We start from the raw sequence: 16,435 nt of genomic DNA on the forward strand, positions 1-16,435 counted from the left end.
GCGCCCGGCAGCTCGAGCGCTTCATTCCGGGGGCCAGGTCCCACGGCGGCGAGGCCGTGAGCGTCGCCGCCGGCGCGGAGCTGCCGGGCGATCAGTCGTAGTACTCGTCGCCCAGGTGGGTGATGAGGTCCTCGCCCATGAGCCAGCGCATCGTGTTCTTGAGCTTCATCGACTGGATGAAGAGGTCGTGCTCCGGGTACAGGGCCGGCGCGGTCATCGGGCTCTTGAAGTAGAAGCTCAGCCACTCCTGCGTGCCGCGCAGCCCGGCGCGCTGCGCGAGATCGAGGAGGAGCGCCAGGTCGAGCACGAGGGGCGCGGCGAGGATCGAGTCGCGGCAGAGGAAGTTGATCTTCACCTGCATCGGGTAGCCGAGCCAGCCGACGAGATCGATGTTGTCCCACCCCTCCTTGGCGTCGCCTCGAGGGGGGTAATACTCGATCCGCACCTTGTGGAAGAGCTTGCCGTAGAGCTCGCCATAGACGTGCGGCTGGAGGATGTGCTCGAGGACTCCCAGCTTCGAGACCTCCTTCGATCGGAAGGAGTCCGGGTCGTCGAGCACCTCGCCGTCGCGGTTGCCGAGGATGTTCGTCGAGAACCACCCTGCGACCCCGAGCATTCTCGCCTTGAGCCCCGGGGCGATCACCGTCTTCATCAGGGTCTGGCCTGTCTTGAAGTCCTTGCCGGCGATGGGGACCTCCTGCTTCTTCGCGAGCTCCCACGCGGCCGGGAAATCGACCGTCAGGTTCGGGGCGCCGTTCGCGAACGGGACGCGCTCCTTCAGGCAGGCCCACGCGTAGATCTGGGAGCTCGAGATCGCCGGGTGGTCCTCGGCGAGGCCCGCCTCGAAGCGCGCGATAGAGGAGTGGACGTCCGCGGGCGCGATATAGACCTCGGTCGATCCGCACCAGACGGCGACGGCGCGCGCAGCGCCCGTCTCACGGAGGAAGTCGCGGATATCCTCCCGGACCTGCTCGACCATCGCGGCCTTGCTCGCGCCCTTCTTCACGTGGTTGCCCTGGAGCCGCCGCACGTACTGCGGGTAGAACACCGCGGGCATCGGGCGGATCCGCTCGAGCTCCTCGCGGACGATGTCGAGGTGGCGGCGCTCGAGCACGTCCGCGTGCCGCGCCGACTCGTAGGCGTTGTCGGGGAAGATGTCCCACGCGCCGAACACGAGCTGATCGAGCGCCGCGAGCGGCAGGAAATCCTTGATCCTGGGCGCGCGGCCGTCGGTGCGCTTTCCGAGCCTGATCGTGCCCATCTGCGTGAGCGACCCGATCGGCGCAGCGAGCCCGCGCCGCGCGAGCAGCGCGCCCGCGATGGTCGTCGTGGAGACGGCGCCCAGCCCAGGCAGCAGGACCCCGAGCTTGCCCTCCGCGGTCTTGATCTCTTTCGGCTGCTTCACGTGACGTGTTCCCCCCCGGTCGTGGTCGTGGGCGCTCGTCGGGCGAGGCGGGGATCTGCCGGCGCCGTGGGCCCGGCGAGCGCGACGTCGGTCGAGGCCGCGCGGCGCTGCGACCCGCCGGGAGCATGAAGCTCGATGGCCCCGATCACCACGGGCCGGCGCGCGCGCGATGGCGTTTCCCGCGCGGTCCCTTCACGGGTTTCCGGCGTGTCCTTCCGCCCAGCGCCTCGGACGGCGGCGGTAGGTGCCGCCACGAGATGGCGTGTTCCCGGCGCGCCGGGCAGCCCAGGCGGGCGATCACGGTGCGGGCGGTGGGTAGCCGGCGGCGGGCGTCATCGCCTCGATCCAGGCGCGGACCGCGGCGACGGCCTCCTCGTCGACGCGTCGGGTCGCGAGCGGCGGCATCTGCTCGGGCGGCGCGCCGGGCGCGTCGCGCCTGGACATGGCGTGGAGCACGGCGCTGTGATCCGGATCGGTGGGCCTCAGCCGGAAGTAGTGAGCGCCCGGCGGCGCGCCGGGCGGGCGGAGCTTCGCGGGCTGATTGATCGCCGTCTGGTAGGCGCGCGTGCCGCGCACGTCGCCCACCCGGCCGGCAGCGTCGATGTCGAGCCGCATCTCGAAGTGCGTCGCGACGCCGCGCGGGTGGTGGCACGAGACGCCGCAGTTGACGTGCAGCAGGCCGAGGGCGCGCCGCTCCGTCTCGTTCCCGGGCACCTCGAGCGCCGCCGCGTCGGGGAGCGGGCCGCCGGAGGTCGTCGAGAGCAGGCCGCGCTCGACGAGCTCGGCGTATGTCAGGCCGCTGGCGCCCCGCGCTGCGAGCTGGATGGCCTCGAAGCCGAGCGGGTTGTCGATCTTGCCCGCGTGGCAACGGATGCAGTCGACCTGAGCCGGGATGGCATACGCGGGCGCGCCGGGGACGTGGGGTACGCCGGCCTTCACCTGCGTGGCGCTCGCTCCGTCCTCCGACCAGGCGTAGGTGGCGCGCGTCCAGCGATCCTCCGCGGTCTTCCACAGGAACCTCGTCTCGATACGGCGGCTCTCACCGGCGACGGGCAACCGGAACTCTTTCCACAGCTTCGTGCCGACGGGGAAGCTCCAGTCGTTCATCCGGGAGACATCGATGGTCGAGCCCAGAGGGAGGTAGATCCAACGCGTCTTCTCGGCGCCGTCGCTCCAGAGCTCGAAGGCCGGCTTGAACTCGCGGACACCCGCCGCGATGGTGCGCGCGCCGGGGTCGCTGTATAGCCCGGTGCAGCGCAGATCGTGAGGATCGGTGTCGACGTCCTTGCAAAGCGGCAGGCCTCCGGGCGCTCGGGCCGCTCCTTGGCCGGGGAGATCGCCTGTGCCGGCTGCGCGCGTGGTGGCCGCGGCCGCCGGGCCGCTCCCGTCCGGTCGGGTGGAGAGCGGCTCGGGCCGGGGCGTCTCCTGCGCGCCGCAGCCCCCGCAGCCGGCCAGCAGCAGCGACGCGGCCACGCCTTGCCACGCGCGGCCTCTCGTGATGAAGGTGGAGACGGAGGTGCCCGCTTGCCCGAGAGACCGAGCCACCGGCGCGTCATGGGGCGCGCTGCTGATGTGACGAGAGCGTGCCATCGGACCGCCTGGTGCCTCCTGCTGGCAGGCAGTGTAGCCGCCTGCGACAGGCGCGTGCAGGTCGCGGGGCCGCCCGAAGAGCCTCGCGAGGGCGGGCCTCCCGGCCAGGCCGCGGCGGGGAACCCCGTCCAGGCGGCTCACGGGGGCACGGGGGCGCCCGGCGCGGCGCTCGCCGCGCAAGACACGGCGGCCGCGCAGGGGGCGCCCGCGACGCAAGGCGTCCCCGTGGCGCAGGGGGCGCTCGCGACGCAAGGCGTCCCCGCGGCGCAGGGGGCGCCCGCGAACGCCGCGGAGCTCGCTCGTCCGGCGAAGTGCGGGGGCGTCCCGCCGCTGAAGCTCACGCTGGTCGCGAGCGGGCTCGACCAGCCCACGTACGTCGCCGGGCCGCCCGGCGATCCATCGCGCCTCCTCGTGCTCGAAAAGACGGGGGTCGTCCGGCTCATCAAGGACGGCGCCCTCCAGCAGGCGCCGTTCCTCGACGTGCGATCGCGCGTGTTCTTCCCGTCGCCGAACGCGGAAGGCGGCTTGCTCGGGCTCGCTTTCCACCCGGACTACGCGAAAAACGGGCGCTTCTGGCTCCACTATTCGTCGGCCCCGCGTGGCAACGTGGTGATCGAGGAGTGGAAGCGCGGTGCGCAGGGGGGCGACTCCGCCCATGCCGAGCCGGTCAGGTCCCTCGTCGACGTGAAGCACGGCGCCTGGAACCACGTCGGCGGGATGCTCGCTTTCGGCAAGGATGGCTATCTCTACGCCGCGATCGGCGACTCCGCGCGATCGCCGAGCCCCGCGGCCGATCTCACCTCGAAGCTCGGCAAGATCCTCCGCATCGACGTCGATCGGCCGGGCAAGGCGCCGGCGGGCAACCTGACGAGCGGTGATCCGATGATCTGGGACTACGGGCTCCGGAACCCGTGGCGGTTCAGCTTCGACCGGCTCACCGGGGACCTCTACATCGGCGACGTCGGCCAGAAGAGCTGGGAGGAGATCCTTGTGGAGCGCCCTGGCCAGGGCGGGAACGATTACGGCTGGGAAGCGATGGAGGGCGCCCATTGCTACCCCCCGGGCGCGACGTGCAAGCCGCGCGGCCTCCCGCCCACGGTCGAGCACCCGCGGAGCGAGGCGGGCTCCATCGTCGGCGGCTATGTCTATCGTGGGCCGAAGATCCCGTGCCTGCGCGGCCGCTATCTCTACGGCGATTACGTGACGGGCCGCTTCTTCTCCTTCGTGTGGGACGGCAAGGCCGCGGCCGATCGCGTCGAGCTGACCTCGGCGTTGAACCCGAATGGGCTCCCGTCGTCGTTCGGTGAGGACGCGGCCGGAGAGATCTATGTGGTGATGTTCAACACCGGGCGCGTGTACCGGATCGATCCGGGGTGAGGTCGATCCACGGCCGTCGGCGTACGGCCTGGTTCCTTCTCAGAGACGGGCTGTCGATGAGGGGCTCTGCCGCAGCGCCGCGTCGAGAAACTCGCGCACGTCGCGCTGGAGCTGACAGTGGAACGCCTCGCGATCGAACCCGGCGGGATCGATCGCGGGCAAGAAGTCCGGGCGCCGCATCTCGGGAGGAAACGGGCTCAGGAACGAGAAGTGGTTCGCGTTCTCGACGACCTTGAACGTGACCCGGCCCGGATCGGGGACGAGGTCGAGGACGAGCTGCCCCTGCCATCTCGGCGCGATGCGGTCGTGCTCCGCCACGAGCAGGAGGATGGGCGCACTGACGTCCTTCAAGGCGTCGTTGGGGACGAACCAGCACGCCGCGGGGGCCATCAAGACCAGCGCCTTGACGCGCGGGTCCCTCGTGACCTCGACCCGCTGCCCCGGCCCCGTCCAGGGCTGCCCGCCACCCAGGGCGAGCGCGGTGTAGCCCCCCATCGAGTGCCCGATGACGGCGATGCCGTCGCGCTGCAGGCGAGGCCCGAGCTCCGCATCGGCGCAGACGGCATCCACGGCCAGCCGGGCGTGCCGGGGTCGACGTTCGAGGTTCTCGACCGCCTCGGTCAGGGATCGATCGTTTCGGTTGTCCCCGGGGTGCTCGGGCATCGCGACGACGTATCCGCTCTGCACGAGGTGGGTCGCGAGCGTTCGATACGCGAGGGGCGTCCCACCGCCGCCGTGAGAGAGGAGCACGAACGGGAAAGGGCCGCCGTGCACGGGCGCGTTCCAGGCGACCTCGAGCGAATAAGGTCCCATCGAGACGACCTCGGCAGGCATGTGCGTCGGGTACATCACGAGGACCGGGAACGAGAGGTCCTTCATCGCGTCTCGCGCGCTCAGGCTGCGGCAGCCCACGAATCGATTCATGCTCGCCTCTCCGGACGGGGTAGGGGGGAAGGGAACGCCACGGGTGATGCCTGTCTGTTCATCAGAAGCTCACTGGAGCGGGAGAAGGACATCCGTGACGGCCTCGTGATCGGACACCTCCGGGAAGAAGCGCACCCGTCGCAGGAAGAGCGGGAAATCCCGCAGCTCCTCGCCGCTCGTGGGGAGCCAGGTCGCGTAGAGGTACCTCACCGCCTCGTACAGCGTGTCGTCGCACCCGACGTGCCGCAGGACGGCGCAGCGGCCGCCGGGGATCGCCTTCTCGACGACGCCGTGCTGGTTCTCGGCAACGGGGCGATGGATGCCCGCGCAGATGTCCGCGCGGTAGGCCTCCGGCGGTGACTCGGCCGGGTCGTCATACAGGATGTTGAAGGTCGCGCTGATCCTCGGCGGGAGCTTGTTCTCCTTGCGCCACGTGATGAAAAGGCGCACCGATTCCAGGATCCGCTTCGGGTCGCCCCGGTGCTCGAAGGCGGCGACGCGCGTCTCCTCGAACCGCACGAACGCCACGTCCTCGGCGCGGTGCGCGGCCTTCACGGGGAGGGCCCTTGTCTCTCTCAGGCGCTCATGGGTCGCGTGCCAAGGGTCCCACAGGGGCTGCTCCCGGAACTCGGACGGGGACTGCCCGAAGGCGCGCTTGAAGGCGCGCGAGAAGGCCTCGGCGCTCTCGTAGCCGCTCGCCATCGCGATATCGATGATCCGGGCGTGCTCCCGCTCCTGGAGCGCGAGCCGGTAGGACGCGCGCCGGAGGCGGACGAGCTTGACGTACTCGTGGACTCCCATCCCGAACAGCTCGGAGAACTGCCGGTGAAAGTGGTACTTCGAGCACGCGGCGACGCCGCTCAGCCGATCGAGCGTCAAGTCCTCGTCCAGGTGCGCGTCGATATGCTCGAGCACCCTGCGGAACCTGACGATATAGGCGTTCGCGGCGGCTTCGGTCAAAGCGGTGTCCTCCTCGGCGAGAGGCAAGGTAACGAGGCGCCGCCCGCCGTGCCTGACCGAAGTTGCTGAACTTCACGGCGATCGGGACCCGAGGGGCCGCGGGTGGCCCAGGCGCGCGACGGAGCCTGGCCGGTGGTGGCGCACGTTCCCGAGCTGGGTGAAAAATTCTCCTGTATTGGAATTTGTGCCTGGCCCCGGCACAGGCCTGGGCCACCGGCGAGGCGCCTCACCCGCCGTGGGCGAGCTCGTCGCGCGCCGCCGCCGTGAGCTCGAGCGAGCGCACGCGCGCGGCGTGATCGAAGATCGGCGCGGTCACGATGAGCTCATCGGCGCGGGTGCGGGCGATGAACGCGCCCAGCTCGCGCCGCACAGTCTCGGGCGAGCCGACGACCGAGCAGGAAAGCGCCTGCTGGAGGCCGGCGCGCTCCAGCGGGCTCAGGTTGCGCTCGAAGTCGTCGGACGGCGGAGGAAAGGGCCCCGGGCGGCCGCGGCGCAGGTTGACGAAGGCCTGCTGGAGCGAGGTCCACAGCCGGCGAGCCTCCTCGTCGGTGGAGGCCGCGACCACGTTGACCCCCAGCATCACGCGGGGCTCCGCGAGCTGCGTCGAGGGGCGGAACTCCCTGCGGTACAGCGCGATCGCCTGCGTCATCTGGCCCGGCGCGAAGTGGGACGCGAAGCCGTAGGGGAGGCCCAGCGCCGCGGCCAGCTGCGCGCCGAAGAGGCTGGAGCCGAGGATCCAGATCGGCACGCCGAGCCCGGCGCCCGGCACGGCCTGCACGAGCTGCCCAGGCTCCGCCGGGCGGAAGTAGCCCATGAGCTCCAGGACGTCCTGAGGGAAGCTGTCGGCGTCGCCGGCCAGGTTGCGCCTGAGCGCGCGGGCGGTGACCGGGTCGGTGCCAGGAGCGCGCCCGAGGCCCAGATCGATGCGCCCCGGAAAGAGCGACGCCAGCGTGCCGAACTGCTCGGCGATCACGAGGGGCGCGTGGTTGGGCAGCATGATCCCGCCCGCGCCCACGCGGATCGTCGAGGTGCCGCCGGCCACGTGCGCGATCACGATCGACGTCGCGGCGCTGGCCACGCCGCCCATGTTGTGGTGCTCGGCCAGCCAGTAACGGTGATAACCGAGCCGCTCGGCGTGGCGCGCGAGATCGAGCGTGTCGCGGAGCGCCTGCGCGGCGTCTCCGCCCTGGACAATCGGGGCAAGGTCGAGAACGGAGAAAGGAATCATGTCGGGCACCTCGCCAGACTGTTGCACGGCCTGGACGGTTCCGGGAGCGCTCCGGGATCGGCGCAGCTCATGGCGGTCTCCGCGCGCGGGCACGGCAAGGAGAACCCCGCTGCCAGCGCCCGGCCCGGCGGCGCGCCGCCCCGCGGCGCTCGAGCCGTCTGGAACGCCATGACGCGGCCGCGCCCGCTGTATTACGCTCGGCTCGTGCGCCGTTCGTCCTCGCCGCTGCGCCGCTTCCCGCAGGTCCTGCTCGTCGTCGCCGCCGCGGCCGCCGCGCTCGGACAGCCCGGCGGCGCGGCCGCGTCCCTCTGGCCCAACGTGCCGGAGAAGATCGCGCGCGCGCTGACGTCGGGCGACGTCTCGGAGCGGCGCCTCGCCGCGGCCCGCGTCGGCGAGCTGGCCCCGGAGACGGCGATCGGGCTGATCCAGCGAGGGATGAGCGACCCGGACGTCGAGGTGCGGCTGCACCTCGCCGGGGCCGCCGTGCGCTTCCGGATGCCGCGCGCGGGGGACCTCGTGATCGAGTGGCTCGGCGAGGGCGACGCGCGCCTCCGGCTCGCGGCCTGCGACGTGATCCGCGCGGCGCCCACGGACCGGTCCGTCGTCGCGCTCGGGCGGGTGCTCGGCGATCCCGATCCGCACGTGCGCCTCGCCGCCGCGACCGCGATGGGCGCGGCGGGGCTCCCGGAGGCGGTCTCGCCGCTGCTCGGCCACCTCGACGACACCGCGCCGGAGGTGCGCGCGGAGGTCGCGCGCGCGCTCGGCCGGATCGGCGACGCGCGCGCCGTCGTGCCGCTCATCGGCAAGGTGCAGGACTCGGTCCCGGAGGTCCGCAGGGCCACGGCGCGGGCGCTCGGAGAGCTCGGAGACGCGCGCGCGGTCAGCGCGCTCCTGCTCGCGCTGCAGGACGCTTCCCAGGACGTGCGCGTCGAGGCGGTGACCGCCCTCGGCCGGCTGCGCTCGGACGACGCGACGTCCGCGATCGCCGATCTCGTCACGGCGTCGCCGGCGGCCGCCGGCGTTTTCCCCGGGGCGCGGCCGTCCGACAGCGCGACCTCGAGCAACGACGTGCGGGAGGCGGCGCTCCGGGCGCTCGGCCGCATCGGCTCCGAGGCGGCCGTCAAGGCGCTGCTGGCGGCGCTCGCGAAGGACAACCCCGCGGCGCCGCGCTCCGCGGTCCGCGACGCCCTCGTCAGCGCCGGCGCCGCGGCCGTCCCGGCGCTCATCGCCGCGCTCGCGGCCGCGCCGTCGGCCAACACCGCGGCGGGCGCCGCCCTCGTGCTCGGCGAGCTCAAGGCCAGGGAAGCGCTGCCCGCGCTCGTTCGGGGCATGCAGCGGGGCGTCGTCCCGCTCCGGCACGGGCTCCGCGCCCTCGGCGCGCTCGGCGACCCCGCGGCGCTGCCCAGCGTGCTGGAGCTGCTCGGCGACGCCGATCCCGCGGTCCGCGCGGAGGCGATCCGCGCCGCGACCGCGCTGCTCGATCCGGCGCGGCCCGACGGGCGCGCGGTCGACCCGGCGCGCGCGCTGCTCGTCGACCCGGCGACCGCGCCCGACGAGAAGCTCGCCCTCGTCCAGCTGCTCGGGCGCACCGGCTCGCCGCGCGCCCAGGCGGTGCTGCTGCCGCTCGCCAAGGCGCGCTCCACGCCGCTCCGCCTCGCCGTGATCGAGGCGCTCGGGGCGGCGCGCGCCGCGGGCGAGCTCGGCGCGTCCGTGGACGCCGCGCTGATCGAGGCGCTCGACGACGAGTCGGCCGACGTGCGCCTCCGGGCGGCGATCGCGCTCTCCCGCGTCGCTGGCCCAGGGAGCGCCCGACCGCTGCTCCAGCGCCTCACGGTCGCCGCGGAGCAGGACCGCGGTGCGCTCGGCATCGCGCTCTCCGGCGCCCTCTCGCGCGCGGACGACGCCGGCGGCGCCGGGGGCGCAGCGAGCGCAAAGGCCGCGAGCGACGCGCGCGACGCGAGCGGCAAGGGCCTCGTCCACGAGGTGGCGTCCGCGATCGCGAGCGCGCCGGACGCCGCGCGCGACGCGCTGATCGAGGGGCTCGGCCGCATGCCGGCCCAGGCCGCGGGCGCCGCGCTCGCGCGGATGATCTCGGCGGCGCCCATCGACGATCGCCGCAAGATCGCCGAGGCGCTCGCGGGGCACCCGGAGGCCGCGCCCGCGCTCCGCAAGCTCGCCGGCGATCCGGATCCAGGCGTCCGCGCCAACGCGGTCTGGTCGCTGGGCGCGGCCGGAGACAAGGACGCGCTGCCGCTGCTCCTGCCGCTCCTCAAGGACCCCGACGCCGCCGTGGCGGGCAACGCGGCGGGCGCGATCGGGCGCATCGCGGGTCGCGCCGGGCAGCCCGCGCGCGCGGCCGCGGGGCTCTGCGCGGCGCTCCCCGACGCGCGCCCCTACGTGCGGGCCAACGCGCTCGCGGGCCTCACCGTCGCCGGCGCCCGCTGCGACGGCGACGCGGCCCGCGACCTGCTCGCGCGCGACCCGGCCGAGGCGGTCCGCCTCGCCGCCGCCGATCACCTCGGGCGGAGCGCCGACGACGACGATCGCCGCGCGCTCACCCGCTGCGCCGCCGAGGACAGGAACGCCACGGTCGCCGGGCGCTGCGCCCGCGCCGCGCCGCCCGGCGCGCCGCCCGCCACGCCGCCCCGCGCGCCCGCCGCCGGCGCCGAGGACGTCGTGGTCTTCGTCATCCCGTTCGACGCGGGCCGGGGCGGCTCGGCCCGCGACACGCCGGCGCCGCGCGCCCCCTTCGCGCTCGTGCGCGCGGACGGGCTCATGCGCCTCGGCGTCGCGGATCGGCGGGGGGAGCTCTTCGAGCGCGGCGCTCCCCGAGGGCCGATCCGCCTGACCGTCCCGGCGCCGCTCGTGAAGTGAGCCCGCGCCCGCCGCGTTGAGCCGGACACCATGCGAACCCGACCCGACGTCGAGCTCCGGATGTCCAGGACCGTCCACCCGGGCGACGTCATCCTCGTCGAGCTCGTGCTCCGCTGCCGCGGGAGGACGCCGGTCGACGCGATCGAGCTCCACCTGGAGGGCATGCAGGTCGCGCGCGTCGAGGAGCGCGTCCTCGTGCCGCCCCACTTCCTCTCGCTCGTCGCCCGCGTCTCGGGGCCGACGACGCTCCCGGAGGGCGAGCAGCGCTACCGCGCGAGCTTCCCGCTCCCGGCCGACGCGCCCTGCTCGTACCTCGGCACGCGCGCCGAGATCCGCTACGGCATCACGCTCTCCATCGCGATCCCGTGGTGGCTCGACGTCCAGGAGTCCTACGAGGTGCTCGTCACGCCTCGCCCCGTCACGCGCCCGGCCCGGTCGCCGGCCGCGGGGACCACGGCGCGCGGCGACAGCCCCTTCGTCGAGGTCTCGCTGGACGATCGCGTCTTCGCGCCGGGCGACGAGATCTCGGGGGCGGTGGCGCTCGGCAACGTGCAGGGCCGCGGCGCGCGCGGGATCGAGATCTCGCTGGTCGGCGTCGAGCGCCTCCTCAGCGCGGACCGCTCCGCGCCGAACCGCGCGACCGAGGCGCACCGCTTCACCGCCTTCCGCCGCGCGGACAGCCGCGACGAGGGGCGGGAGCTGCCCTTCCGGTTCCGGATCCCCCGCTCGGTCGCGCCGTCGTTCGACGCCGGGTGGGTCGCCCTCGTCTGGGGGCTCGAGGTGCGCGTCGAGCTCGCGCGCGCGGACGGCGTCGTCCACACGACGCCGCTCGTGCTCGGCGTCTTCGACAGCCCGCCCGGGGCCGGCGCGATGCGGCGGCAGATCGGCTCGGGGAGGTGGCGCGCCGTCTGGGAGGCGGTCGGCGCGCGCCACGGCATGTCGCTCGACGCGCTGGAGCTGCGCCTCTCGGGCGCGCTCGCCGGCTGCGCGGCGTCGGTGTGGATCGACGCGGGCTCCTCGTCGAGCGGCGCGCTCGCGGGCGAGCTGCGCTGGCCCTCGTGGGGGCTCGACCTGGACGTCGGCGTGAAGCGCTTCCTGCTCGCGCTGTCGTCCGAGGACGACGAGGGCTTCGGCCGCCGTTACCGCGTGCGGGGGCGCGATCCCGGCCAGGTCCGCGCCGTCGTCGCGGGGCCGCTGCGCCGCGCGCTGCTCGCCTTCGACGACGTCCGGCTCGACGACGAGCACGTGTCGGTCCGCTCCCGGACGCCGGGCCACGATCAGCCCTGGCTCGGCGCGTTCCTGGAGCACCTCGCCGCGCTTGCGGCCGAGATCAGCGCCGCGGGGGCGCGCATCCCGCCGCCCACGCCGATGGCGGGGATGCGCGTGGCCTGGGAGCGGTTCGCGTCCGAGGTCCATGGCCGCCTCGAGGTGGGCCGGATGCGCATCCGGGACGCGCAGGTCGACGGCGCCACGTTCCACGTCGACACCTGCTTCGAGCGAGGTCCGCACCCCGAGCGCTCCGAGATCACGCTGGTTGTCGATCCGCCCCTCGACGCGGCGCTCGATCCAGACGACCCGGAGCAGCTGCGCGCGGCCTCGCCCGGCGCGCGCGAGGCGGTCAAGCGCCTGCAGGCCCGCACGCGCGCGCTCCGGATCGCCCCGCACGCCATCGTGGCCACGCTGCCGGCTCCGCTCGAGGACCCAGCGATCCTGCGCGATCTGCTCGGCGCGCAGCTGCACGTGGCGGCGCTCCTGCGCGGCCCGCGCGTCGCTCGCCCGTACCGCTGAGCCGCCGCGAGCAGGCGCCCGGGCGGGCGCTGCGGCGACCCGCGCCGGAGCGCGCGGGCCCGTCATCAAGACCCGCGGGCGGGAACGCGGGAACGCGAGCGCGGGAATACGGGAGCGCGCGAAAGCGAGCGCGGGAGCGCGGCAGCGCGAGCGCGGGAAGGCAACCGCGGGAAGGCAACCGCGGGAAGGCAACCGCGGAACCGGGAATCCCCTTACGGCGATTGCTCGCTGATTTCCACACAAAACCCTGGCGGATCCGGGCTAGAGTCCCCTCCCATGCTCCACAAGCTCTCTCGCGAAGAACGCCTCCAGCTGATGCGGTTCATCTGTTCGTTCGCGTGGGCCGACCTCCAGGTGCGCGACCAGGAGCGCGAGTTCGTGCGCAAGATGATGCTGCGGCTCCACCTGGACGCGGAGGAGGCCAAGCAGGTGCGCGGCTGGCTCGAGGTGCCGCCCGCGGCCGACGACGTGGATCCGATGAAGATCCCGCGCGCGCACCGGCAGCTCTTCCTGGACGCCGCGCGCGAGATGATCTCGTCCGACGGCGAGATCGGCGATGAGGAGCGCGAGAACCTGAGCCTCTTGGATCAGCTCACGCGCTGACCCGGGCGCGACGCGTCGACGGATGGACGCGTCGACGGATGACAGATGACCGATGACGGATGGACGATGAGCCGGCGAGCGGTGGAACGATGAGCACGATGGCGCAGGGTGGGGCCGGCGAGGGCCGGACCCCCGCCGAAATGGGAGCGAGCGCGGCCGAGAAGCCCTGGGTCGGCGTGATCATGGGCGGCAAGAGCGACTACGAGCACCTCGCCGTCACGAGCGAGCTGCTCACGCAGCTCGGCATCCCGCACGAGGTGCGCGTCGTCTCGGCGCACCGCACGCCGGACCGGATGTTCGAGTACGCGAGCACGGCCGCGGAGCGCGGGATCGAGGTGATCATCGCCGCCGCCGGCGGCGCCGCCCACCTGCCCGGGATGGTCGCCGCGAAGACGGTGCTGCCGGTCATCGGCGTGCCCATCCCCGCCACGGCGCTGAACGGCATGGACGCGCTGCTCTCGATCGTCCAGATGCCGAAGGGCGTCCCCGTCGCGACGATGGCGATCGGCAAGCCCGGGGCGGCCAACGCGGCCCTGTTCGCGGCGGCGGTCCTGTCGGGCAAGCACCCGGAGCTTCGCGAGCGCCTCGCCGCCTTCCGCGGCGCGCAGGAGGCGGCGGTGCTACGCGACTCGATCATCGTCTAGCGCGTCCGCCTCTGGCGCGTTCGCCTCATCTGATCTCGTCTCTCCTCTTCGTAACAGGTCCTCCCGAAATGCCCATCGCTCCCGGCTCCACGCTCGGTATCCTCGGTGGCGGCCAGCTCGGCCGCATGACGGCGCTGGCCGCCCGAACGCTCGGGTACAAGGTCCACGCGCTCGACCCCGATCCGGACTGCCCGGCCCGATCGGTGCTCGATCGCTGCATCGTCGCGTCGTTCGACGACGTGGCGCAGGCGGCCGAGCTCGCGTCGCAGTGCGACGTGGTGACCCTCGAGATCGAGAAGGTCGCCACGGACGGCCTCGCGGCCGCCGCGAAGTTCGCGCCGGTGCGCCCGTCGGCCGACCTGCTGGCGATGGTGCAGGACCGCGGCGTCCAGAAGGGCTGGCTCTCGCGCAACGGCTTCCCGGTCGGGCCCTTCCGCGAGGTCGCGACGAGCGAGCAGCTCCTCGAGGCGACGCGCGCCATGGGCGGCGCGTGCTTCGTGAAGTCGTGCGTCGGCGGGTACGACGGCCGGGGGCAGCTGCGGCTCTCCGGGGACGCGCGCTTGGACGAGGGCGGCGCCGGCGACCGCGGGCGGGAGGCCGCGGCGCTCTTCGCGTCGCTCGGCGGCCAGCGCTGCGTGGTCGAGCAGGCGCTCGACCTCGAGGCCGAGCTGTCGGTGCTCGTCGCGCGGAGCCCGAGCGGCAAGCTCGCGGTCTACCCCCCGGCGCTCAACCACCACGTCGATCAGATCCTCGACTGGTCGCTGCTGCCGGGCCCGCTCTCGGCCGCTGTGACGGGGCAGGCGGTGCAGATCGCGCTCGACCTCGCGGTCGGCCTTCGCGTCGAGGGGCTGCTCGTCGTCGAGCTGTTCCTGCTCAGGGACGGCCGCCTGCTCATCAACGAGCTCGCCCCGAGGCCCCACAACAGCTACCACGCGTCCGAGGTCGCCTGCGCGACGAGCCAGTTCGAGCAGGCGGTCCGCGCCGTGTGCGACCTGCCGCTGGGCTCGGTCGAGATCGTCCGCCCCGCCGCGATCCTCAACCTGCTCGGCGACGTGTGGCTCGGCGACGCGCCGCCGCCCTTCGAGGCCGCGCTGGAGATCCCGGGCGTCCGGCTCCACCTCTACGGCAAGCGGGTCGCGCGCCCCGGCCGCAAGATGGGCCACCTCTCGGCCACGGGCCGCACGCCGGAGGAGGCGCTCGTCGCCGCGAAGCTCGCGATGGCCCGCCTCTCGGCGCAGGCCGGACTGCCGCTCTCCGGGCGCTGACCGGCCGCCAGCGGGCTCCTTTCGGCGCGCCGGCGCTCGCGAGGGTCCGGCGCGCGATGCGCCATCTCCCCATCTCCCAGCAGCGCGCAGGGGCGGGTCCCCGGTAGGCGCGTTGTCGAGCGCACGCGCGGCGCGGTCGTTCCATCGTGCCGATTCATGAGCCGCCGGCGAGCCGAGGCGCGACTGCATGCCTGGGACGTCCAGGGCGGGTAGGGGAGTGTGTTCTCACGTGCTCAGGCTCGGCGCCTCCATCGGCGTGGCTGGCGCTGAGACTCCGATCGTGCCCCTGCTTGCAACCCTGTCAATGATGGGCGGTGGCGACCGCCCGCGGAGAAGCAAGACGATGAAAAGAGCCTCATTCATGGTGTTGGCCTGCGCGGCGGCCGGGCTGGGCAGCGCGGCGTGCGGGGGGTCGGATGCGGGCGACGACGCCACGCCGGGGACCGAGCCCCAGTTCTCCGTCGACGCGCAGGGCGGGGTCTTCACCGGGGATGATGGATTCAGGATCGAAGTGCCGCCGGGGGCGGTCGGCGCGGCGACGGAGCTCACCATCGAGCATGTCGATGCCGCCGGCGAGGGCGCGGTGGGGCCGATGTACCGCCTCGGTCCGGAGGGGCAGACGTTCGCCAAGCCGATCAAGCTCACGCTGCCTATCACCGTCGAGCTCGACGCGGAGCTCGGGGAAAACACCGTCCTCGATGCCTATGGCTTCTCCGCGCCGACGGGCTCCGACGACTTCACGCCGCTCGCGCTTCACCAAGTCTCCGCCGCTGATCTCACCACGGAGACTACCTCCGTTGGCACCTTCTACGCCGCGATGATCCCGGCGGCGGTGATGGCGAACCAGCACGCTTACCCGATGGCGATCGCCGCCGACGACACCTACCTCTACTTTGCGAGCGGCGGCACCGAGGACACCGCGCCCGCGGACTCGAACGACGGCTTCATCTATCGCGTCAAGCCGGGCACCACCGACGCGGAGGCGATGACGCCGGCGGATCCCGACCCCAAGGCGCTGTGGGTCAACGCCTCCCACGTGTACTGGGCGAGCGGCGGAGACAACGATCCGGTCATCCCTTCGGCGCTCAAGCGCGTCGACAAATCGAGCCTCGAGGTGGAGACGCTGGCCGAGGTCGGCTACGTGCTGAGCGTCATCGGCGACGAGTCGTCCGTCTATTTCGGCGACGGCGACGGACACAACATCTACAAGATGCCCCTCGACGGCGGCGAGCCCGTCGTGCTCGCGTCGGACGCCGGCAAGCCGGAGCACCTGGCGCAGGACGCAGAGAACATCTACTGGACCGGCGCCGACACGACGAACAAGGTCTACAAGGTGGCGAAGTCGGGCGGGGACGTGACCGTCATCGCCGAGAACGAGGGCGAGCCGGCCGGGATCGCGGTGGACGCGGAGTTCGTCTACTGGGCCAACGCCGGCGACGGGGGCGTGTTCAAGGCGCCGATCGCCGGAGGGGCGAAGACCCTGATCTATCAAGGGGGCTCGATGGCGGGGCTGGCCATCCGGGGCTCGACGCTCTTCTCGACGGACATGAGCCGGAACCGGAGCGTCCAGGCGCATGATCTCGTGAGCAACACGACCACCGTGCTCGCGCTCGGCCAGCACTTCGCCTGGCGTATCATCGCACCGGAAGGTCAGGACGTGTTCTGGACCAACGGCGGAGACTACCGCTTCGAAGGCCAGATCGTGTCCTACAGCGCTCCTTGAGCGTGCGCGTCCGGCGGCGATTGCGGGAAGCATGACAGCAGGGGCGAACGCGAC

Annotated in this window: 12 protein-coding genes; 7 read left to right on the forward strand and 5 right to left on the reverse strand. The window is 73.2% G+C overall.

All coding sequences use genetic code 11. The features are described from left to right. Positions 1 to 91 precede the first annotated feature (91 nt). A complete protein-coding gene (locus tag WME90_RS09750) occupies positions 92 to 1,405 on the reverse strand; it encodes an inositol-3-phosphate synthase (protein WP_437280807.1) in 1,314 nt (437 codons plus the stop codon). Positions 1,406 to 1,702: 297 nt separating this feature from the next. Continuing rightward, positions 1,703 to 2,950 carry a hypothetical protein gene (locus WME90_RS09755; RefSeq protein WP_437280808.1) on the reverse strand — a complete coding sequence of 416 codons (1,248 nt, stop codon included), beginning with the start codon at positions 2,948 to 2,950 and terminating at the stop codon, positions 1,703 to 1,705. A 99-nt stretch (positions 2,951 to 3,049) separates the two neighbouring features. Here WME90_RS09755 and WME90_RS09760 point away from each other — a divergent pair, with 99 nt between their 5' ends. Continuing rightward, positions 3,050 to 4,372 (forward strand): PQQ-dependent sugar dehydrogenase, encoded by a 1,323-nt coding sequence (locus WME90_RS09760; protein ID WP_437280809.1) that lies wholly within the window; start codon positions 3,050 to 3,052, stop codon positions 4,370 to 4,372. Positions 4,373 to 4,411: 39 nt separating this feature from the next. Here the strand turns inward: WME90_RS09760 and WME90_RS09765 are convergent, their stop codons facing one another. The 3 genes from WME90_RS09765 to WME90_RS09775 all read right to left on the reverse strand — a co-directional run bounded on the left by WME90_RS09765 (position 4,412) and on the right by WME90_RS09775 (position 7,484). Then, on the reverse strand, positions 4,412 to 5,296 hold the full coding sequence (locus tag WME90_RS09765) for an alpha/beta hydrolase family protein (RefSeq protein WP_437280810.1): 885 nt from the start codon (positions 5,294 to 5,296) through the stop codon (positions 4,412 to 4,414). 69 nt (positions 5,297 to 5,365) lie between these two features. Beyond that, entirely contained in the window at positions 5,366 to 6,256 is an 891-nt protein-coding gene (locus WME90_RS09770) for an AraC family transcriptional regulator (RefSeq protein WP_437280811.1), read from the reverse strand. A gap of 226 nt (positions 6,257 to 6,482) precedes the next feature. Then, positions 6,483 to 7,484, reverse strand: a complete 1,002-nt coding sequence (locus WME90_RS09775) for an LLM class flavin-dependent oxidoreductase (protein WP_437280812.1) — start codon at positions 7,482 to 7,484, stop codon at positions 6,483 to 6,485. Between the two features lie 69 nt (positions 7,485 to 7,553). Between WME90_RS09775 and WME90_RS09780 the strand changes: the two genes are divergently transcribed. From WME90_RS09780 to WME90_RS09805, 6 genes are all read left to right on the forward strand, one after another. Continuing rightward, complete coding sequence (locus WME90_RS09780; protein WP_437280813.1) at positions 7,554 to 10,358, forward strand: HEAT repeat domain-containing protein; 2,805 nt, start codon at positions 7,554 to 7,556, stop codon at positions 10,356 to 10,358. A gap of 30 nt (positions 10,359 to 10,388) precedes the next feature. Then, positions 10,389 to 12,146: a hypothetical protein gene (locus WME90_RS09785; protein ID WP_437280814.1), complete on the forward strand. Its 1,758-nt coding sequence runs from the start codon at positions 10,389 to 10,391 to the stop codon at positions 12,144 to 12,146. Positions 12,147 to 12,422: 276 nt separating this feature from the next. Then, positions 12,423 to 12,749, forward strand: coding sequence for a TerB family tellurite resistance protein (locus WME90_RS09790; protein ID WP_437280815.1), 327 nt, complete (start codon positions 12,423 to 12,425; stop codon positions 12,747 to 12,749). Between the two features lie 140 nt (positions 12,750 to 12,889). Beyond that, the gene (gene purE, locus WME90_RS09795; RefSeq protein WP_437283589.1) at positions 12,890 to 13,393 is read left to right on the forward strand and encodes a 5-(carboxyamino)imidazole ribonucleotide mutase; all 504 of its coding nucleotides are present in this window, start codon (positions 12,890 to 12,892) and stop codon (positions 13,391 to 13,393) included. A 68-nt stretch (positions 13,394 to 13,461) separates the two neighbouring features. Next, the gene (purK, locus tag WME90_RS09800) at positions 13,462 to 14,658 is read left to right on the forward strand and encodes a 5-(carboxyamino)imidazole ribonucleotide synthase (protein ID WP_437280816.1); all 1,197 of its coding nucleotides are present in this window, start codon (positions 13,462 to 13,464) and stop codon (positions 14,656 to 14,658) included. Positions 14,659 to 15,001: 343 nt separating this feature from the next. After that, positions 15,002 to 16,381, forward strand: a complete 1,380-nt coding sequence (locus WME90_RS09805) for a DUF5050 domain-containing protein (protein WP_437280817.1) — start codon at positions 15,002 to 15,004, stop codon at positions 16,379 to 16,381. Positions 16,382 to 16,435 lie beyond the last annotated feature (54 nt).

The sequence above is a fragment of the Sorangium sp. So ce375 genome, from assembly GCF_051473855.1.
In the GTDB taxonomy this organism is placed as follows: Bacteria; Myxococcota_A; Polyangia; order Polyangiales; family Polyangiaceae; genus Sorangium.